The following is an 18,421-nucleotide window of genomic DNA, read 5'->3' on the forward strand; positions in this document are numbered from 1 at the left end:
CCGGACCGCCCTCTTCGCCGGCAAGCCGGCTCCTACGGAGGAGAAACTGATTGCTTTAACAAGACTGAAAAATGCGCCGCCCGGACGGGCGCGCCATTAGCCGTGGCTTTGGCTCTGGCTTTTGATCTTGATCTTGATCTTCAGGCCCCTTCCCAGCCGGCCGAACGCAGGCGTTGCGCAGGGGGCAGCTCGGCAGGGATGCCGAGCTAGCCGCCACCCGGCCATGGATGGCCGGTTGGCGGCGGCCCCCGGAGCAATGCCGGAGAGAGGGAACCCCGAGCCTTAGCGAGGGGCCCATGGAGGGGCAAGCCCTTTTGGTTACTTTTCGCTGGGCCGGCACTCCGGCGTTTGGTAAAAGTGACTCGCTGTAAGAGCGAAACCGCCAGCGGCCGCACCCGCAGGAATGGATATGTACCCCACCCCCCCAGAAAAACTGGCCGGCTCTCAGGCCGCCAAGTCCCCCTCCGCAATCCTACAAAACTTGCAGAATCGCCTGACTATCCACCGCAATCCACAGAGACTATGGTCCCTTACTCACCCAACTGGTGATCAGGTTTGGCGACCTGGAATTAACCAACAAGCAACCAGGTTCACAGCGCTCATCGCCCAGCAACCCCGCTGACGACAGCCCTCTGACCACGGCTAAACAGGACAGCCTCAAAGGACGGCCTGTTCAATATTGGTTAATACGGAGCCTTACCCATGACAGAGCGATACATTTCCATCACCGGCATCGACTGCCTGATTCCCTGCCTGTTTATAGACAAGACCGCACCATTGGACGTGCTGCACGCCAACGGCACCGCACGTTTACTGGCCGTGACTCAACTGCTGGAAAGCCTCTCCCGCGCAGAACTGAAGAATGCTGACGACACCGATCTGCAACATGTATCTAACGTTGCTGCGATTCTGCTACGTGACAGCTGCGACCTATTGGGAGTGATGGGCTGGCGCCTTCAAGCCTGACGCCTGGGCGCTCCGCGCTGCTTGGTAGCGCGGAGCGTTTCAAATGGGGCCTTGGACTTTTTAAGGGGGAAAAGTCTTTTAAACGTGGCTGCAATCGGCCAGAGACTGTCATTTAATGCTCTACAAATCAGGGGCGACTCACCTTGAGTATGATCACGCCGTCATTCTTGATGCCGAATCGCTTGATGCGAAGGAATTGTACGTCGCGATGACCCGATGAGCGAAGTCTCTCACCATCATCGGGACAGCCCGGCATCTACCTGCTTGAATGCATATTCAGTTTTGAACATTTCGGATCGGTCACTAATATCAATCGTTCAATACCTGCACAGGAGCAATATTCAAAATGGAAGGCGAGATGAATGAATTGGGACTGAGGCCTCGGGTGTTCGTCTCCGACCTAATCCAGCTCGGCGATATTGTACTTACAACCACGCCCGACCCCATGAGCAAAAAGATCCGTAAGACCATCGGCGCGGACATCTCTCACGCTATGATTTGTGTGGGGAAGTCGAGTGTGATCGATTCTACTGGTGACGGTGTTCATGCGCGCAATCTCGAGCGGCTGATGCTTGAGCCAGGCTGCGCTGGGCACGTTCTTCGGCCCGTTGTGCCCTTGACTACTGACCAACTGCACTCTGTTATCACCTTCGCCAGAGCTGCGGTTGGTACTCGATACACCAAGATCGGCGCCGCCAAGAGCGTGTTGGCTGGTTTTGTGGCCGGTCGGAGGCAGTTCTGCTCGCGATTGGTCGCACAGGCTTATCAAAGGGCCGGAGCAAACCTAGTGCCTGATGCTGACTTTTGCCATCCAGGGGAGTTACTGAATAGCGCAGCGCTTTTTGAGGTTCCTAATGTGCTTAGAGATCTCAATGCGGAAGAAGAGGCTCGCTGGCGTGAAGATATTGACCACGTTCAGGCAATGCGGGATTCAACCAATGCCTTGCTTCGGGAAGCCCGAAAGCTGTCCTCTGAGATTGAATCACTCAACGACATTGATGCATACCTAATAGACCATCAGGAGGCAGATGATCACCTAGTGCAAGCTCTGAGAACTTCAAGGTATCTGGAACTGTGGAAGGATGAGTTTGAAAGGAATGCTTGGCAGTATCACGCCGCCCTCATGGAGGGATCCGGAAGCTCGACGGAGCACAAGCAGAGATACTGTGAAGAGCTGCTGGCAAGCGAGAAGTTGGGGCAAAACCGCTTTGTCCTGAACCATGCGGGCTACGTGACCGTGAACGCATTGCATCCACGCCAATATTTCGCTCTGAAGATAGAGCTGTACGAGCTTCTGACACAGCTACATGCTCGTCGCATTAGGGCGGCAACTACTTGGCTTGAGCGTAAGGGGCTGCTTGAGCCGGAGCCTCGCACGCTGCTTCGTCCGCACACGCCGGAATGGTTCGCTTCGCTGCGCGAGTGGGACCCAAAGCAGGCTGCGATGACGGAAGCGGCTATCCGGGAAGCCGGAAGTTTGGATGTGTGCACTGTCTGTGCAGACGAACCAGTCTGCGATTATGTCCTCTTGAGTCTTCCACCGGCTGGACCTGGGACGTGTCGACTTTGCGATGACTGCTTTCATATCCGCTCCATTAACGAACCAATGAGGACTTTCTAGCCGTGGGGTAGTTTCATGTCAGCACGTGGGTCACGTTTTCAATCAGCGCCAACAGAAGAAGATACTCAAACAAGCTCAAGAGCGGGAATATGGAAATATTTAGCGTGATCGCCGGTACTTTCGGTCGAATTTTCGGAAAAATAGCTACACCTTACATAAAGAGCATTTGGTACCGGATCAGAGGTGAAAAATTTTGTAAGCGAGGTAAGCCTAAATACGAAGGTGTTATATCCTCCATTGCGGACTACAAAAAGTTATCAAATTTCATAGCTGGCAACGATGAAGGCATCGTGTTTCTTGACCTCACGATGGATGACAACAGCTTTCGAGGCGACACTGAAAGTACGGCCCCTTACTTTGTAGCTTTTGAAGATTGCTTTGAAGAACTTGAGAAAGGAGAAAAACCTTCAATTTTCAAATGCACCGGAACACAGTTTAACGTCCACATATCCCACGTAGAAGGAAGCTGTTTTTTTTACTCGCAGCGAGGGTTTATAAGGCTGAGGGGTTACTTCGTGATAACAGGCTATTCCGGACCCTATCAAGGCCTAATGGATTGCAACCTTAGAGGCGTAAGACACGAAGACGTAAAAGTGTAGTTCTAGTAAGCGGTCAATACCAACTACCTGAATCGCCCCGGAATTCTTAGATAGTAAGCGACCGCCTTTGTCCGGTTCTTGCCCCTCGTGAAGGGCCGCTTTGGGAGACTCTGTACGAAAACCCGGAACTCCAATCATGGCCCCTCGTTAGCTCAGTTTTTGTAAAGCCCCTACTCCTCTACAAGAAGGAGTTCTGCAATTGCAAAGCCTTACGAGTTCTCGGATGAAACCTGGTACAGGGTTGCCGATCTCTTCAAACCCCAAAGTGAGCCACGCACGCGCCTATAGCGCAGGTCGACGACCACTGTCCTGATGTGCATGTTCGTGGAATCTGTCCTCGCCAGCGGCCCATTCCTACCCTGCCGGCCCCATCTCGACCGCTACACAACGCCCTTTAGTTCGCACCTTCTCCACCAGTCGCGCTCTGTTGACGAACACATTGATTTCGCAACTGCCTGAGTGCTGCACGTCTTCCCAGTATTCTGCGTGCACAAGTTGCCCGTTCTGCGGCCCCGTGTAAGTACCCGCGGCTTCACGTGAAACATAGCTACTGTCACGTACATATCTGAGCACGACCATATCTTCCTCCAGCGCCACCATGATCTGTCTTGGCACGCCGAAGAAGTCGATCAGTTCGCCCACCGGGCGATCTTTCCAGGCACTGCTGGCCGACAATGATGCGCAGCCACTGAGCAAGGTGGCGAGCAGGGCCAACATAAACAATCGGTTCATAAGGTCTTCTCCCTGAAGGCCGCGTTACTTGGCAGGCATCTGCGCGAATCCTTCATCTATCTTCTGCATGATGGCCGTCTTGGCGGCCTCGCGGTTCAATATCTCGAAGAAATGCGGACCTGCCTGGCTCATTTGCGACGCGGGCATCACACCCAAGTGCTCCATCTTCTTGGCTTGGCGTGCAGTCGGCTTACAGACAAAGTCACGGCTTTGTGCCAGCCAGGCGTCAGGTTTGCTCTGCCACTGGCTGGAATACTTCGCATTGCGAAATTCATTGAACACGCTGTGGAAATCCGCCGCATCCATGATGCGCACGCGGTTCTTCGCACAATCGATTTCGACATCGTAAGAGGTGAAGTTGGGTTTACCGGGCTCTTCGTAAAGTTGATAGACACCCAATGATTTCGCGCCACCTGGACGATTGATGATGTGAGTGGGGTCGCCGTCTGCGATGAACACCTGATTCTTGCCCAAGGCGCCTTGGTAGTGAACGACCCAGAAGTCGCCCTTCAGCACTTCGCTCGCCTGGGCAGCGAGGGCACTACACAGCAATGCGGCAGGTAAAAGCTGCCTTGTAAAAGCGATCATGGGGGCGGTCCTTTGCCGTTATTTTTGAAGGCAACAGCTTGGCACCCTGAACATGTAGCAAAGGGCTATCTAGCACATCCGTCCTATGTCTTTGACGAGAACAGCGGTCGCAAGCCCCCCATGGAGCAAGCCTGCGGAACCCTCGCTGCGCCGCCAGGTGGGCCATGGCGTTGGCCTTGGTGGCCGAGGAACGTCCGCAAGTGGCCGCGAGCATTTTCGCGGACAAAAACAAGCGAAGTGCAATCTGCCAGACCGTCTTACTTTTTAAATTCCACCCTATATATGTTCCAGGTACTCCAAGAGAACCTCTCCGCCGATGTAAGGGCCGTCATCACTGCAATCCATTGCCGGCTCGTCAAAATCAATCCATACACTGGTAATAATCCTGTCTTTTCCAGCCATAGTTCGTTGAGTGCTAGAGAGCTCCACTTCACCACCCAAGGCTTCCTTTACATATTCCGGAGGTAACGAAACCACTCCAACCCCGCCATTCGGCCACCACACGTGGGGCTTAACTTTTACCCTGTCACCGTCATTGAATTTCATCTATTTTCGGCCATGCTACCGACTTCAATTTGCCATTTGACGTTTGGTTAAGGGACGGGCTTTAACCCATCTCGGTGAGCGAAGTGAACGACTTGAATCCGTTGTCAAAGGCTCAACTTCGCCCGGCAAGTACAACACAAAAACCGCCCTCCGACTCGGCTAGCCGCGTCGCCGTGCCAACAACACTGCCATCTCATCCCGGCCCGTTCACCCGCCCTCCATCAAGAGATCAAGCCACCCTATGCACTGTCACAACTTCCTCCTGGGCCATATCGAAGTCGAAGTGCAGGGACGCGCCTACGATCTGCATAACTTCTACAACGCCGAGGCTATACGACACGACGTCCTGAAAGGCTCGCTGACACTGACTTTCAACCGTCTGCAGCAAGACTGGGTGCCCGTCGAAGAGGCACGCCAGATCATCCTCAGCTTCAGTCAACTAAGCTACTTCTGCGCCGATGCCAGAGAGCTGAATGCCTTCGAGAGCGACCTGGGCTGCGTGCATGCCATAGGCGTGGTGGAAGCCGGCGCCGCCACCGAGACCTTCTACCTCACGGACCACTTTCCTGCGGATCATCATCTGGTGATTGAATTCACCTCGGGCCTGATCCTGCGTTTGCGGGCGCAAGAGGCGCAGTGCGCCTTATTTCTCTAGCTGATGGGCTGCTTTTGTGGAGCGATAGCAGCCAACCAAATGGATCTTTTTCAGGTGCTTTTGGCCGTGATATGAAGCGGCTCATGTATTAAAAATAAACCTGCGTGCATTTTCGGCTCAGGTTTTTGCCAATGACCGGTGGCGATTCAAAGCGTGAATGGGAGCGCTTTCTCAACTGCTACTGCTGCAGCCAAAGCAACATGCTCGTGCCAAGGTCGCGCGACGATCTGCACCCCCACCGGCAAACCCGTATCGCTAGTACCGGCACGAATTACCACGCTGGGCCAACCTGCCAAACTGTAGGGCAACGTGTGACTGAACAGGGTAGGCCGTGCCTCTCCCACGCACGGCGCCGGTGCGGCGTCGACAGGACAGAGAATGATGTCGTAGCCCTCCATGAACCCCAGCATTGCACTGCGAAATTGATCCCAGTCTGCCAACAACTGTACTAACTCCGCCCCGGAGCCTTTGCTCATGGCCCAATAGCGTTCGGTAATGGCTCTGGAATTGGCCAATGCCTCTGGGAACGCCGAAGAGAGCACGGCACCTGCCTCCTTCAATATCTCGGCCACCGACTGCAGAGTCGTCTGCGTGATGTCGTCAACAGGTGCAATGCCGCCCTCGCCGTACCAAGCCACTCGCAATCCGCGTAGTTCGACAGTACTCATGGCGCAGAGCGGCATCGGTATCACGCCGGCGTCCCGACCGTCCTCACCGGCGATCAATTGCAGCACCAAAGCCAGATCCTCGACATGTCGGGCCATTGGGCCAATCTGGCTGCGGTAGTCGCTGAGCCCGCCAAGATGATCGAATACACCGGTGTTGGGTACACGGCCACTGGTGGGTTTCAACGTACTAATACCGCAAAAATGCGCAGGCACACGCAAGCTACCGCCGGAATCACTGCCTAATCCCAATGGTGAAAGGCCGGCGGCGATCGCCGCAGCTTCGCCACCGCTGCTGCCTCCTGGGCTGTGGGATAGAGAATGCGGATTACGCGTAGCACCATATACGGGGTTATCAGTGACGCCCCCGCCGCCCCCGGGTGGGCAATTGCTTTTGCCAAGCAAGATCGCGCCGGCAGCTTTCATTCGCCTAACCACTACAGCGTCCTGCTCCGGTACGTATCGAGCCCGATCGACCAAGCCGACTGCTGACACCACACCGCGAGTATCCATAACATCTTTAACGGTGAAGGGGACGCCATGCAGCGCTCCCCAATACTCACCTTGGGCAACTGCACGATCGGCCTCCCAGGCGCGTGCCAACGCAGCCTCGCCACATACCTGCACCAAGGCGTTGAGTGATGGGTTAAGCGCTTCGATACGTGCTAGGTAGGTGGACACAATGGATGTGGAAGAGAGCTCGCGCCGTTGAATCAATCTGGCAAGTTCAGAAGCTGAATGACGTAGTAATGAATACGGTAAAGGCAATTGTGTTTGCTCCAATAAATTTACATGCCTATAGCATCATGGCAGCGCGTAATTTCAGGCGAGGGGGGGCAAAGTCCGCCAATGACCGCTCCTGGCCGAAAGCGATTAGCCCCCAAACGACAAAGCACCGACACAGCTGAATCCAGACGGGTAACTGCCAGGGCCACAGACACTTAGGTAAGGCTCCGACCAGGGATAGAGTATTGGCTCTCTCCGTCTATCTAGAAGCCTCTCAACTGGCATTGGTCGAGCAACGCCCGTTTACGCAGCCAAACGCCCTTTCAGCGAAGATCGCTAGCCTGGCCTCCGCTTTCGATAGCGCCATATCGCCCTACCCCAACTGCAAAAAGAACCGACCAATCCCCGCGCCTGTTCTCTCTGAAAAGTCCTCATCCAGAAACAGATACCCCATGCCATCCGAAAGCACGCCTTTGTGCTCAGGCAGCGCTACATCCAGATCGCCCCCATATATAGAAACCCTTCTACGCCCTGCCCCCGCTAAAACAGGCGACTGCAGCCAAGCGTCCACGCCATCCAACTTCGAGGCCAGGTTCTCATCATCATCGGCGTCGCAGTTCACCTCCAGCCGCACCGTCCCGCAATCTGAAATCGGCTGAGCTGCCTCATCCCGCTCGGAACCGGCGCGCACATAGCCCATGACAACCGCTTCCGAGCGTCCCTGGACGGCACGCAACTTTCGATAGTGGCCGACCTCGCCCGGCAAGTACGGCACAAAAACCGAAACCCAATAATTCCTATCGAGCAAGGCCTCTGAAAACCAACGTCCAGGAAAGGCCATCAGATGTGTCAGCGGCACTCCATCAGGCGAACAGGGCCAGGCCAGATCCGTGGGCAGGCAGGCCCCGCCACCAGCATATGCATCATCTTTTGCTGGCGCTTCACCGGTAAATATCAGCTCGTCAAACATCCGTATCTTTCCAATCAGTCATGGGTTGCAGCGTTCGTGAACAGTCTCTGGCCAATACTTGGGTCAAGACTTCACCCCTACACCGCACGTCCACAATCCACCATCAGTTCTTCCAGAAAGGGCCGCAACTGCTCCTCCTCCATCAACCCCAACACTTGCCCGGCAGCCTCCCGCAGCGACTGCCACTGCCCGTGCTCGAAGATCCCCCGGTCGCCACAATGAAAGGCCGCCTCGGACAACCCATTGCATTGCTCCCAGAGGCTTTGCACTCCAGCCCGAACCTCATCCGGCAAAGCGCTCGCGCACGTTGCAAGCAGCGCCTGCAACGGCAACATCGCCATGGACCAGACCTCACAGGCGGCGCAATCAGGGATGCTGGCCTGCTGAGCGTCGGCATCCAATGCCAGGAATCCGAGGGCATCGATCGCCTCGCCCACCGCCAGCACCCGCTTGTACTCATCCTGCCCGTACCATTCCCAGACAGTGGTGGAGAACCCCATGTTCAAACTCCAACATTCATCCAGGCGAATATACCGGCATCAAAGTCTTTGCGCGCATCAAGCACACTCGCACCTTGTATCGCGCCGCAATCTCTGAAATCTTCTGCCCCCTTGATCACGATGCCAATCCCCATGAACCCGCACCTCGCCCATCTTGTTTCCGACTACCAAGCCAGCATCCGCACGGCTGTCGAACTGATGCAGCAATCCGCCATTCCCCTCCCTGTCAGCAACGCCGATTGGGTGGGAACCGATATCCCGCAACAAGGAGAGCTGGCAGGCGGCATCCGTTACTTCAAGCACGGCTATGGCTGCGCCGTTCACCTGCCAACGGCAACGGTGAGCTTTGACTTTGGTGAGCAGGGCGAAATCGACGGCGTAACCCTATCGAGGCTGGCCGGCTTTGCCGAGAACAGGCTCGTGGAATACGGTTTTACGGATGAGGATGAACTAAAGCAGTGCTTCGACCATGAAGTGGCAGCAGGCTCGCTGGTGTATTCGGGCTATATCCTCTTCTACGTCGCAACCGTTAAACCCCAAGCGCGCACGCTCGAAGATAACGACAGTCTTTCACCACCCGAATAACCCGGAAGCCCATCATGAAGTTCACCTCAGCCGGCCAAATCATCGACCCACGAACCGTTGGCTATCGCAGCCTGGGCTTCGGCGAGACACCCACGATCCCGGTAATACCCTATGAGCTGCGCATCCACCACGGCGATCTGCCGCAACGCTTTCTTGAATGCGCGGACACCTTTGCCGCCGAATGCAAAACCGACGATATCTACCAGGGTTTTGTCGACATCCCGGAACTTGCAGAGCTGGGCTACCCAAGCTTCAGGACGCTGTTGAAGGAGCATCCCGATCTGGCAGCGCGCCTGGTCCAGGACTACCTGTACTTCGAGTTGTTCTTTTCGCTGTTCCCGCATTCCAGCGGCCTTAAAGTCGTTATCAACAGCCTCACCCGCGTCTGCTCCAAAGAAGGCGTCATCCTGCTGACGGGCGAGACCTACGCAGCCAGAAACTCATGAAAATACCCTGGCGTCAGGATCGAGCCCGGGAATCAGGCCAATGATGTCAAACAACGAATCACTATCGAGTGTGATCCGGGCCTTCTCCCTAGCGGCTTGATGCGCGTTCAGGGCAATGGAATAGCCCACCGCCTCAAACAGTGGAATATCCGACACCGAGTCACCAATGTGAAAAACCTGCGACAGGTCCACCCCTAGCGACTGGCACATTGAACCCACGAATACCGGCTTGTCGTGCTCGGTGAAATGCGCTTCAACCTCTCCGGTGAAAACGCCCATGGGGTCGGTTTTCAGTACCGGCCCGCTAGAGCCGATAAACCCGTAGCGCTGGGCAAAATAGTCACCCACACACTGCCAGGCCAGGGTGCAGATCACCGAGGGGATGCCATGGGCTGCAAGCCAATCGGTGGTTTTCCTGATATCGCGTATGACTGGAATATCATTGAGCATGCGGGCGATGTCGGCCTGGCCAAGGCCCCGGTAATACAAGCCATCGACCCGGGCCACTTCGATATTACTGACCTCGCCCGCCTGGTAGCCGTCCTCCAGCGTGCGCATGACATCGCCATGGCCGATTTTTTGCGCCAGATGCAGGCCGGTGCTGCTCCGGGCCAAGGTCCCATCCAGATCAAAACAGGCAAGCTTCCAGGTCAAGGGTTGTGACTCCTTTCAAACAGGGTTGTGGTGTTGCAGAACAACACCCAACTCTATCGACAGCGATGGCCCTGAAGATAGAGTCTGAACAAGGCCTACGCTTCGAGACCAAGGCTCGGTTATCAGCCGCAACACAGGCAACCGCTGATCAGCGGTTGATCGGGGTCGTTTTCAAGAAACGCGACCTTGACCTCCACGCCGGGTCGCAGCGGTGTCACTTCACAGCGCCAGTTGGCAGTGCCGGCTAGCCAACAACTGCTCTTGTCGTCAAACCGACCTTCGCGGTCCCAGGGAAACTTGACCTTGACCCTTTCGACACGCCGATCAGGCGGGTTCGCCTGGTCTTCCAGCGCGATGACCAGCGCCGTCTGGTTGCCCGGCGCCAGAGGTTTCTCATGAGCCAAAGGCGGGCGATAGCAAAGGTCCAACGCAAGCGCGGTGAAACGGTTGCGATACCCCTGACGCAGTTGATCCTGGTTGTCAGTGCTGACATTGGCGACGCTCTGCCCCGAAACCTGTGCTTGCTTGCCTTCATGGATGACCTGAGTCAGTAGCCACAGTTCGCCACTCTGGCCCGAGGTTTCCAGTACATGACCACTGAGCAACCCGCTCTGCTCCCCTTGCCCTGCAACCGCGCGCTGCTGCAGGGCTCGCAGGCTTGTCTGCTTGTCGTGACGGGTCGGTAACTCGTTGGCGGGCCTGGCGCGCGCTGGTGCAAAAGCCGTGGCTGGCCCAATCGGCGGAAAAGCCGCCCGGTTATCGCCAAAGACCAGCACATGGCCTTGAGCGTTATGTTGGAAGTGGAAGTGAATGCCCTCTTCCTCGCACAAGCGCTGAATAAAGTGCAAGTCCGTTTCATCGTACTGGGTACAACAGTCACGCTCGGGATAGCTCGACGCCAGCTCGAACCTGTAGGCGTCGCCGAGGATTCCATGCTCTTCGAGGATCAAGGCGACGATGCTCGGCACCGAGAACTGTTGATAGATCCGCTGATTGATGCGGTGGCGCAAGTAGGACAGGTGCGGTACCAGGGCCAGATTGTAGTGCGTCAAACCCTGAACGTTACGGCCTTGAGCCATGTGATAGATGCGTCCATGAACGCCGTTGCCCTTCATGTCGAAAGCCAGAAAAGCCTCCCTGTCGAAGAGGCTTTGCAGGTCCAGATCCGGCCGCTCGCACACACACTCCACATTGAAGAAATAAGGCTTGCTGATCGCCTCTTCTCCAGTAAATGCGAGCACTTGAAAGTCGTGCTCAAAACCGTCGATGGTCAAACTGAAGTGCGTTTGATTGGCTGGGCTGAACATCCACTGTGCTCCTCTTGCATCAGGTGTTGAATGGACGCAGGCGCATACCGCCCTGCGGAAAGAAACGGATTCCGCAAGGCGAGTACATTTCACCGAATGTTTTAAACAATGAGCCCGCACTCACCACAACGACGTGTATGAAGCAGCAGGCGAAAGGTCAAACCCGATCAGATACTGCTCTTGACCTTGGTCCAGACCCGCGTGCGGATACGTTCCAGTTTCAATGGCAGCGGCTCAAGCGGAACCAGTGTCGCGACAGTTGCCTTGTCTGGATAAATCCACGGATTATCGCGCAACTTCTGCTGGACAAACTCAGTGGCATCTTTGTTGGCATTAGGATACAGCGTGTGATTTGACGTCTTGGCAATCACTTCCGGCCGCATCATGTAGTTGATAAACGCCAGGCCTTCCTTTGGGTGGGGGGCGTCTTTTAGCAGCACCAAATTCTCCGACCAGACCAACGCGCCTTCGCGAGGCAGGCTGTAGTTGATCGTGCGTCCGGTATTGGCACTCTCGTTGGCAGCCTGCGCCGCCAGGGCGCCATTAGCCCAGCCCACAACAACACAAATGTTGCCGCCCGCCAGGTCCGTATCGATTTTCGACGAGTCGAAATAAACGATATAAGGCCGGATCTTCAACAGCAGTTCCTGGGCTTTCTGGTAATCATCCGGGTTCTTGCTATTGCTGGGGAGCCCCAGGTAATTCAAGGCAATCGAGATGATCTCGCTGGGCGAGTCGAGCATCGCCACGCCACAGGACTGTAGCTTGCTGATGTTCTCTTCCTTGAAGATCAAGTCCCAACTATTGACCGGCGCATTATCACCCAGTGCCGCTTTGACTTTATCAACGTCATAGCCAATGCCGGTGGTGCCCCACAAGTAGGGCACAGCGTAACGATTGCCAGGGTCATTGACCGCAAGTTGGGCGAGGATGTCAGGGTCGACGTGGGACAGGTTACTCAGCTGGGCAGGGTCCAACGGCTGCAGCACGCCCGCCTTGATCAGGCTGGGCAACACATTGGAGGTTGCCACCACCACGTCATAGCCCGTGCGCCCGGCCATGACCTTGCTCTGCATGATCTCGGCGCTGTCGAAGGCATCCATGTGAATCCGGGTGCCCGTGGCCTGTTCAAACTCTTTTGGGGTCTCCGGCGCGAGCAGCCCGAACCAGTTGTACAGGTACATCCCAGGCTCTACTGCCACCGCGGATGTACTGATCCCGGCACAGAGCAGCGCGACCGAAAAAACGGTTCGCAAAGGTAATTTTCTCATGCAACATCCTTGTCTAGACGACGTGCCCTCATGGCTGTCGTAAACCCTGAAGGCGAATATACCGAGCCTTGATCAATAGTAAATACCTACGATTACTTACCCTTGACCCACAAATCCCTAACCCTAAAGGGGTAGAAAATGCCACTCGACCTGCATAGCCTGGCTTGGCACCGCTCGATTGGAAAACTGATCATGCAGTTGAACCGCCCAGACTTCTGGAGCTCGCTTATTCGCACACTCAATGAATATGTGCAGATCGATAACTGGGTAGTCCTGATCTTCAGCAATCAACAGGTGCAAGTGGTCAGCCTTCCCGAAGTAGCCGATGTGGAAGAGGTGGATGCGTTCATTCATCTCTATGTAAAGGGGCTTTATCTGCTCGACCCGTTTTATATCGCCAATCGAGAAAAACCGCAGAGCGGTTTCTTCCACTTGCTGGATATTGCACCGGAGTACTTTCTGGAAACCGAGTACTACCACAAGTACTTTGCGCAATATATTTCTGTCGATGAAGTCCAGTACAACATCCAGCTCGATGCCGACAGAACCCTGTGCATCTCCATTGGCAGCGGCGTCCACTTCAATCAGGAACAAATTACGATGCTCGACCTGATCAAGCCATGGGTCACTGCCTTGATGCATCAGCGCATGTGCTTTGAGACGGATGTAGAGAAAAGCCTCAGCGCCCCGCCTCAATGGCCCGAAACGGTCAGCCAGCTTGGCACGCAAATAACAACCCGCGAAAGCGATGTACTCAGACTGTTGCTCAGTGGTTTTTCCAACAAGGAGATCGCCGGCAAACTTTCACTCTCGGCAGAGACGATAAAGGTTCATCGTCGCAACATTTACGCCAAGCTGAACATCAAGTCCCAATCCGAACTCTTCGCTCGATTCTTCATGCCCAAACAGGACGTTCTCTCTTGACGCTATCGACCTCGATGACGATCCTTCCCGGGAAGCCGTAAACAAACCACTGCTTAGCCTGGATGCCTCACGAACCGCGCATCCAATCAGCAACACCCTCCAAGCCCCTCTCAACACGGATGTCGAACACCCCATGTTTAAAGCCATTCTCTTCGGCCTGCTCTCCTGCGTCCTGGTGCTGCCTGTGTTCGGGCTGGCCATTTCACAGTTTCTCCCTCCTGCGTTCGTTGCCCTTGGCGAACCGGGTTGGAGACAACAGCACGATCAACTGGTCAGCATCAACACCGTTCAGTGGCTGACGGTGCTTGGCTGGACCGTCACGGCGGGCGTTGGGGGATTTGTCAGCACCCGGACCCAGGCGACCCGCACCTTGCGTCCTGCCATCTGGGTCGGGGTCATCATCCTGCTGGTCTGGGGCATTCCCGTGGGGATCTTCTCCTTAAGCCAAATAAGCTGGGTGCATCTCACCTGCTGCCTGGCCATCATGCCGGCGGTGCTAGCGGGAGGTGCGCTGGCGCGCAGAAAAGCTGAATCATTTGTCTGAACATCAACAGTGAACAGGTAGCCCTTCGATGGATATCCAATTTCGCGGTAACGCAATGCCTGGCAACCCCGCTGCCGGCACCTGCGATGAGTACAGCCTGAGCGGCATTTCCAGCCTGGACGAGCTGATCGACGCCTACCGCCAGATCGCCGACAACCACCCAGGCTTCAGGCCCCTGCTCTCGCTGGATGACCTGCCCCAGGCCCGCTACACCTCCGGCCATGCACGCAATAACCTGGGGCTGGACGATGCCTCGGAACAGGACATCGCCCAGTTACCTGCAGAGTGCTTCGAACAGGGCGAATACCTGGGCTATCCCACCACCAAAGCCGAGTTCCCGATCTGCTTGCGCAACTTCACCGATCTGGTGGCCGGTAGCTCGTTCGAAGACGCGTGCGCCCACGGACTGACCCTTGACCAGCCCGCCCTGCAGGAATGGATGGACTATCAGGACAACCCGGTTTCACTGCTCGACCAGCCCCTCTCGGCACTCCTGGTTCCGGTCGAGCATGCCTGCCAGGCCCTGGCGGCGTTTCCCAACGGCTATTTCAGTTGCGACCTGGGCCCTGCGCAGAACTTCGCGGTGGCCCGCCATTTCGCCCAGGCCCACGGTTATGAATTGATGGGGGTGGGCGCGTCTTACCTCGGTTTCCTGCGTGCAGTGCCTGCCGACCTGAGCGTCGCCAACGCAGTGGCGAGCGATTTTTGTGCGCTCTACAACACCCCTGAGGAGAACCGGCAAACGGTGATTTCAGCAGTCGTCCCAGCGATCTGCAACCGGACACATCTGTGGCTGCGTTACGTGGAATGACGCTCGGAGAAAGAGCATTGCCACAGCAGACGATTGATGGTGGCCGAGGCAGGTCATGAATCGAATAGAAAAGCCGATCGGTTAAATCTGCTTCAACTTTTCGGCAAACAGAGCGACTTGGGTCGGGGTGAGTAACAACGACCCATTGATCTGCCAATCACAGTCGTCATCTGAGGTTGAGCCTAAGTAGATGCGTAAAAAAACCAACCCTGGAAACATTGGATCTCTGCTGGCAGAGAAGGCCAAATCCTGGCCTTCAGAAAGCCAATCTTGAGTAATGCCCTCTTTAAGTTGCGCTGCCAGCATGAAGAATTCGTCCAGCGGTTGCTGCACTTCCCCGACTGAGTTTTTTTCCGAGACTATTTCTGCATGCAGAGCAGTGCCGGTGAGCCGAATCAGAACACAGCCCGGCCGGCCGCTTGGACACGACAGGATGGTCAGTGTCAGTCCATTCTTTTGACTTATTTGTGCAGACATTGATTCTCCGTTGTTGCTTATCAGAAGCACGTAATTACTTAAGCAAGCGCTTAAAGCTTAGATGGTGGTTTTAATCAGCTTTTGCAAGTATGGAAGGACCGAGATTGGGCAAATGCAGCGCTCATAAACGACCGCCTACGCCCCAACGCGGCCGCTCGAATCCAACCTTGAACAGCCTAGTTTCGGCAGCCCCCTAGATGAGCTCTGTTGGTTTAAAAAACGACCGCTATAGCGCTTCTCCGTAAATTCTAGGCCAGTGCTAAGTCGCCACTTTTTTCAGATTCTATAGAGATGCAACTTCACGCCATAATTTTTTACATTGGCTGAGGTTGTGTGTCAGGGTACTGGGACTGCGTCTAGCTGGGAGTCACGTCATGATGATCGTGAAAGCAACCGACTACGTAAATAAAAGCCCCGCTGATATGAGCTTACCACGCGATAGTTCAGACCAGACTTAATTAATACTCACAGCGCAAGATTGCAGTTGGGGAGTAGACGCACCCTCGAGTATTTTTTTTGCTTCTTCATTTCCGTCCACTGCAGCCTTAACCAAGTAATCTTGGCTTTTCACTATATCCTTAGGCATGTACTTTCCATCCTTGTAAATGCGAGCCAAATAGACTCGACTTTCGTTGCTCCCCATCCCTGCAGCGTCATTAAGATATTTCAGACCACGTACAACATCCTGGGTAGTCAACTCTCCCGTGACGTAAATAACTCCCAAATTGAATCCTGCGTTTGGCCGCCCCCCTGCGAAACCTTCTTCCAACCAATGTATAGCTCCTGGGAGATCCTTCTTCACGTGGTCTCCTCTCAATAAGGCTAAGCCATAGTCAACACTAGCGCACGGATGTCCATTTTTTGCGGAAATTTCCAGCCAGCGCATGGACTCATCGATTCTCTGATAATCAGGACTACGGTATATTTCGTACATGCGATACTGTGCCCACTTATCATCTGCCTTAGCGAATTCCAAGACCTTTGAGACGGCAGCGTCTTTTTCAACCTGTAGGGTTGACAAAACAAAATTCGAATAATGAACATCCACTTCATAAGTCTTATTAGAGGAGTCAAGCTCTTTTGCTTTTGTGAAATACTCTTTGGCAACAGCCATGTTAGCGGCGCCTCCCCTCCCCTCAAATATTGAGCCTAATACACTAGCCGCCTCAGCACTCCCAAGACTCACAGCCTTTTCTAATAAATTTAGCCCTTCCTTAGCATCTATATTTTCGTAAAAAAATCTTCCAGCCATATAAGTTAATTCGACATCATTAATTGCGACACCACGCTCAACCCACTTGCGAGCCTCCACCTTGTCGGCTGAAACCCCAATACCATCACGATGTATTTCGAACAGTCTTCCAATAGCATACGCATCATTCTCTTCCGCAGCCGCGGTGTAATATTCTATTGCTTTAATTGTATTTTTCGCGACTGCGACGCCTTGCTCGTAAAGCATACCAAGAGACGACTTTGCCGACGCACCTCCTCTTTCAGCAGACTTTTTTAACCATTTTAGAGCCTCTATTTCATCTTTAACTCCTCCCTTTCCATACAGCAATGATAGTCCATAACTATCCATTGCAATGAGGCTTCCGTATTCCGCCCCTTTTTTATAAAAGCCCCTTGCCTTTACCAAGTCTCTCGGACAGTCATTTGCGCCCATCTCATAATCGAGCCCCATTACAAAAAATGAGTCAGGACTTGTATCTTTCAGTGAATCTTCAAGGAGAAATCGGGCTTTCTTAGCATCGCGGGGTAATATCACACCTTCTCGGTATATTAATGAGAGTTCCAGCTCTGCTCTTGGATAACCTTTATCAACTGACTGCCTCAGATAATCCAAATACTTCACGCCATCCTCATCTTTATATGACTGAGCCAACAAATATAGCGCACGGCCATTTCCGAAGCTTGCAGATTTTATCAACCATTTCCTTGCAATATCCTTACTACTTTCCACCCCTTCTCCATCTTGATACATAGCCCCCAAAAAAACATAGGCTCGTTGATATCCATGATCTGCGGAAAACTTTATAAGCTCAAATGCCTTGAGCTGATCCCCCCCAACAAATACACCAGAACTATACATTTCACCTAGGTAAAAGCATGCTGCCGGCATTTGATGGACGCTGCACCAATTCTGGAGTTTTGGAAACGATTTCTGTGCAAGACTTATAGCTCGATCAACATCTTTTTTTGTGCTCATATCATTAAAAAGCTTGTCACTCAAAAAAGCCTCTCCCAATGGATTTTCGTCCTGCACAAGCTCTTCAAGTAAATCATATATTTTTTCTGAATCGCGTCCGGTGTAGTGGAGGGTCTCGGCCTCTTTCAACCTTTCATCTTCGGAGAACTCCTTTGCCCGGGATAACTCGTCCTCCACCTCACTGGCAGTATGCTTTCCCATGTAAACACTAATGAGCCAGCCTGCAATACCCGCAACAGCTATCACCCCCGCCCAGTTCACCACCAATCGCAGCAATCGAAATACTTGCATCGGACGCATAACCTTAATTATGCCACCTGATATTAATTTCATGAGAATAAACAAGAATACAACGACTGCTATACCACCAATCCCTGCGGTTTTCCCGACCACTTCAAAAACTTCTGCATTAATGTCCACGGTCACTCCTCCGCGGTGTGAGAGCGATACAGACCCATCATCACTATAGTTCACGTTTCATGACTCAAGGGGTTGCCAGCAACGTCCATACCAGGTGCCTATAGCCCCGCATTAGCGGGTCATTTTACTAATGCAGCGAATAGCTTTCCTATCCTGCCCTACTCGACATTTGGCGCAGCCAGTACCCTGGTAGATTCTGTTAAAC

General features: G+C 54.1%; 21 protein-coding genes. 9 read left to right on the forward strand and 12 right to left on the reverse strand.

Annotation, left to right across the window (positions count from 1 at the left end; translation table 11 throughout):
- Window positions 1–702 precede the first annotated feature (702 nt).
- The 3 genes from ACSSVC_RS20475 to ACSSVC_RS20485 all read left to right on the forward strand — a co-directional run bounded on the left by ACSSVC_RS20475 (window position 703) and on the right by ACSSVC_RS20485 (window position 3,186).
- Complete coding sequence (locus ACSSVC_RS20475) at window positions 703–966, forward strand: short-chain dehydrogenase (protein ID WP_492611267.1); 264 nt, start codon at window positions 703–705, stop codon at window positions 964–966.
- 358 nt (window positions 967–1,324) lie between these two features.
- Window positions 1,325–2,587, forward strand: a complete 1,263-nt coding sequence (locus tag ACSSVC_RS20480; RefSeq protein WP_492611268.1) for a YiiX/YebB-like N1pC/P60 family cysteine hydrolase — start codon at window positions 1,325–1,327, stop codon at window positions 2,585–2,587.
- A gap of 89 nt (window positions 2,588–2,676) precedes the next feature.
- The gene (locus tag ACSSVC_RS20485) at window positions 2,677–3,186 is read left to right on the forward strand and encodes a hypothetical protein (protein ID WP_492611269.1); all 510 of its coding nucleotides are present in this window, start codon (window positions 2,677–2,679) and stop codon (window positions 3,184–3,186) included.
- A 354-nt stretch (window positions 3,187–3,540) separates the two neighbouring features.
- Here ACSSVC_RS20485 and ACSSVC_RS20490 read toward each other — a convergent pair whose 3' ends face one another.
- The 3 genes from ACSSVC_RS20490 to ACSSVC_RS20500 form a co-directional block, all read right to left on the reverse strand.
- Window positions 3,541–3,918, reverse strand: coding sequence for a hypothetical protein (locus ACSSVC_RS20490; RefSeq protein ID WP_492611270.1), 378 nt, complete (start codon window positions 3,916–3,918; stop codon window positions 3,541–3,543).
- Window positions 3,919–3,942: 24 nt separating this feature from the next.
- A complete protein-coding gene (locus ACSSVC_RS20495; protein ID WP_492611271.1) occupies window positions 3,943–4,506 on the reverse strand; it encodes a hypothetical protein in 564 nt (187 codons plus the stop codon).
- A gap of 276 nt (window positions 4,507–4,782) precedes the next feature.
- Complete coding sequence (locus ACSSVC_RS20500) at window positions 4,783–5,052, reverse strand: hypothetical protein (protein ID WP_139187201.1); 270 nt, start codon at window positions 5,050–5,052, stop codon at window positions 4,783–4,785.
- A 241-nt stretch (window positions 5,053–5,293) separates the two neighbouring features.
- Here ACSSVC_RS20500 and ACSSVC_RS20505 point away from each other — a divergent pair, with 241 nt between their 5' ends.
- A complete protein-coding gene (locus ACSSVC_RS20505) occupies window positions 5,294–5,707 on the forward strand; it encodes a hypothetical protein (RefSeq protein WP_492611272.1) in 414 nt (137 codons plus the stop codon).
- A 146-nt stretch (window positions 5,708–5,853) separates the two neighbouring features.
- Here the strand turns inward: ACSSVC_RS20505 and ACSSVC_RS20510 are convergent, their stop codons facing one another.
- The 4 genes from ACSSVC_RS20510 to ACSSVC_RS20525 form a co-directional block, all read right to left on the reverse strand.
- Window positions 5,854–7,155, reverse strand: coding sequence for an amidase (locus ACSSVC_RS20510; RefSeq protein ID WP_205413472.1), 1,302 nt, complete (start codon window positions 7,153–7,155; stop codon window positions 5,854–5,856).
- Window positions 7,156–7,471: 316 nt separating this feature from the next.
- Complete coding sequence (locus ACSSVC_RS20515; RefSeq protein ID WP_492611273.1) at window positions 7,472–8,068, reverse strand: hypothetical protein; 597 nt, start codon at window positions 8,066–8,068, stop codon at window positions 7,472–7,474.
- Window positions 8,069–8,145: 77 nt separating this feature from the next.
- Complete coding sequence (locus ACSSVC_RS20520; protein WP_492611274.1) at window positions 8,146–8,568, reverse strand: hypothetical protein; 423 nt, start codon at window positions 8,566–8,568, stop codon at window positions 8,146–8,148.
- A 2-nt stretch (window positions 8,569–8,570) separates the two neighbouring features.
- Entirely contained in the window at window positions 8,571–8,702 is a 132-nt protein-coding gene (locus ACSSVC_RS20525) for a hypothetical protein (protein WP_346634256.1), read from the reverse strand.
- Between ACSSVC_RS20525 and ACSSVC_RS20530 the strand changes: the two genes are divergently transcribed.
- Complete coding sequence (locus tag ACSSVC_RS20530; protein ID WP_346634255.1) at window positions 8,701–9,153, forward strand: DUF6896 domain-containing protein; 453 nt, start codon at window positions 8,701–8,703, stop codon at window positions 9,151–9,153. The two genes, ACSSVC_RS20525 and ACSSVC_RS20530, sit on opposite strands and share 2 nt — an antisense overlap.
- 14 nt (window positions 9,154–9,167) lie before the next feature.
- Window positions 9,168–9,599, forward strand: a complete 432-nt coding sequence (locus ACSSVC_RS20535) for a hypothetical protein (RefSeq protein ID WP_492611275.1) — start codon at window positions 9,168–9,170, stop codon at window positions 9,597–9,599.
- Here ACSSVC_RS20535 and ACSSVC_RS20540 read toward each other — a convergent pair.
- From ACSSVC_RS20540 to ACSSVC_RS20550, 3 genes are all read right to left on the reverse strand, one after another.
- Entirely contained in the window at window positions 9,594–10,253 is a 660-nt protein-coding gene (locus ACSSVC_RS20540; protein ID WP_492611276.1) for an HAD family hydrolase, read from the reverse strand. The two genes, ACSSVC_RS20535 and ACSSVC_RS20540, sit on opposite strands and share 6 nt — an antisense overlap.
- Window positions 10,254–10,375: 122 nt before the next feature.
- Complete coding sequence (tssI, locus tag ACSSVC_RS20545) at window positions 10,376–11,560, reverse strand: type VI secretion system tip protein TssI/VgrG (RefSeq protein WP_492611277.1); 1,185 nt, start codon at window positions 11,558–11,560, stop codon at window positions 10,376–10,378.
- Window positions 11,561–11,727: 167 nt separating this feature from the next.
- Complete coding sequence (locus ACSSVC_RS20550) at window positions 11,728–12,831, reverse strand: polyamine ABC transporter substrate-binding protein (protein ID WP_346634251.1); 1,104 nt, start codon at window positions 12,829–12,831, stop codon at window positions 11,728–11,730.
- Window positions 12,832–12,969: 138 nt separating this feature from the next.
- Between ACSSVC_RS20550 and ACSSVC_RS20555 the strand changes: the two genes are divergently transcribed.
- From ACSSVC_RS20555 to ACSSVC_RS20565, 3 genes are all read left to right on the forward strand, one after another.
- Window positions 12,970–13,755, forward strand: coding sequence for a response regulator transcription factor (locus tag ACSSVC_RS20555; RefSeq protein ID WP_346634250.1), 786 nt, complete (start codon window positions 12,970–12,972; stop codon window positions 13,753–13,755).
- 133 nt (window positions 13,756–13,888) lie between these two features.
- Window positions 13,889–14,299 (forward strand): hypothetical protein, encoded by a 411-nt coding sequence (locus ACSSVC_RS20560; RefSeq protein WP_404936976.1) that lies wholly within the window; start codon window positions 13,889–13,891, stop codon window positions 14,297–14,299.
- A gap of 28 nt (window positions 14,300–14,327) precedes the next feature.
- Complete coding sequence (locus tag ACSSVC_RS20565; RefSeq protein ID WP_492611278.1) at window positions 14,328–15,110, forward strand: hypothetical protein; 783 nt, start codon at window positions 14,328–14,330, stop codon at window positions 15,108–15,110.
- An 81-nt stretch (window positions 15,111–15,191) separates the two neighbouring features.
- Here the strand turns inward: ACSSVC_RS20565 and ACSSVC_RS20570 are convergent, their stop codons facing one another.
- Together ACSSVC_RS20570 and ACSSVC_RS20575 are read right to left on the reverse strand one after the other, a co-directional pair.
- Window positions 15,192–15,587 (reverse strand): hypothetical protein, encoded by a 396-nt coding sequence (locus tag ACSSVC_RS20570; protein WP_492611279.1) that lies wholly within the window; start codon window positions 15,585–15,587, stop codon window positions 15,192–15,194.
- Between the two features lie 454 nt (window positions 15,588–16,041).
- Window positions 16,042–18,216: a tetratricopeptide repeat protein gene (locus tag ACSSVC_RS20575; protein WP_492611280.1), complete on the reverse strand. Its 2,175-nt coding sequence runs from the start codon at window positions 18,214–18,216 to the stop codon at window positions 16,042–16,044.
- Between the last annotated feature and the right edge of the window lie 205 nt (window positions 18,217–18,421).

It is taken from the genome of Pseudomonas sp. E1BtOHC1, assembly GCF_058744285.1.

Excerpts from the sequence above, each read along its gene's own strand:
- ACSSVC_RS20565 (WP_492611278.1), top strand. The coding sequence starts at position 14,328 with ATGGATATCCAATTTCGCGGTAACGCAATGCCTGGCAACCCCGCTGCC.
- ACSSVC_RS20520 (WP_492611274.1), bottom strand. The coding sequence starts at position 8,568 with ATGGGGTTCTCCACCACTGTCTGGGAATGGTACGGGCAGGATGAGTAC.
- tssI (WP_492611277.1), bottom strand. The coding sequence starts at position 11,560 with ATGTTCAGCCCAGCCAATCAAACGCACTTCAGTTTGACCATCGACGGT.
- ACSSVC_RS20530 (WP_346634255.1), top strand. The coding sequence starts at position 8,701 with ATGAACCCGCACCTCGCCCATCTTGTTTCCGACTACCAAGCCAGCATC.
- ACSSVC_RS20560 (WP_404936976.1), top strand. The coding sequence starts at position 13,889 with ATGTTTAAAGCCATTCTCTTCGGCCTGCTCTCCTGCGTCCTGGTGCTG.
- ACSSVC_RS20480 (WP_492611268.1), top strand. The coding sequence starts at position 1,325 with ATGAATGAATTGGGACTGAGGCCTCGGGTGTTCGTCTCCGACCTAATC.
- ACSSVC_RS20570 (WP_492611279.1), bottom strand. The coding sequence starts at position 15,587 with ATGTCTGCACAAATAAGTCAAAAGAATGGACTGACACTGACCATCCTG.
- ACSSVC_RS20550 (WP_346634251.1), bottom strand. The coding sequence starts at position 12,831 with ATGAGAAAATTACCTTTGCGAACCGTTTTTTCGGTCGCGCTGCTCTGT.
- ACSSVC_RS20555 (WP_346634250.1), top strand. The coding sequence starts at position 12,970 with ATGCCACTCGACCTGCATAGCCTGGCTTGGCACCGCTCGATTGGAAAA.
- ACSSVC_RS20535 (WP_492611275.1), top strand. The coding sequence starts at position 9,168 with ATGAAGTTCACCTCAGCCGGCCAAATCATCGACCCACGAACCGTTGGC.
- ACSSVC_RS20505 (WP_492611272.1), top strand. The coding sequence starts at position 5,294 with ATGCACTGTCACAACTTCCTCCTGGGCCATATCGAAGTCGAAGTGCAG.
- ACSSVC_RS20495 (WP_492611271.1), bottom strand. The coding sequence starts at position 4,506 with ATGATCGCTTTTACAAGGCAGCTTTTACCTGCCGCATTGCTGTGTAGT.
- ACSSVC_RS20500 (WP_139187201.1), bottom strand. The coding sequence starts at position 5,052 with ATGAAATTCAATGACGGTGACAGGGTAAAAGTTAAGCCCCACGTGTGG.
- ACSSVC_RS20485 (WP_492611269.1), top strand. The coding sequence starts at position 2,677 with ATGGAAATATTTAGCGTGATCGCCGGTACTTTCGGTCGAATTTTCGGA.
- ACSSVC_RS20515 (WP_492611273.1), bottom strand. The coding sequence starts at position 8,068 with ATGTTTGACGAGCTGATATTTACCGGTGAAGCGCCAGCAAAAGATGAT.
- ACSSVC_RS20490 (WP_492611270.1), bottom strand. The coding sequence starts at position 3,918 with ATGAACCGATTGTTTATGTTGGCCCTGCTCGCCACCTTGCTCAGTGGC.
- ACSSVC_RS20525 (WP_346634256.1), bottom strand. The coding sequence starts at position 8,702 with ATGGGGATTGGCATCGTGATCAAGGGGGCAGAAGATTTCAGAGATTGC.
- ACSSVC_RS20475 (WP_492611267.1), top strand. The coding sequence starts at position 703 with ATGACAGAGCGATACATTTCCATCACCGGCATCGACTGCCTGATTCCC.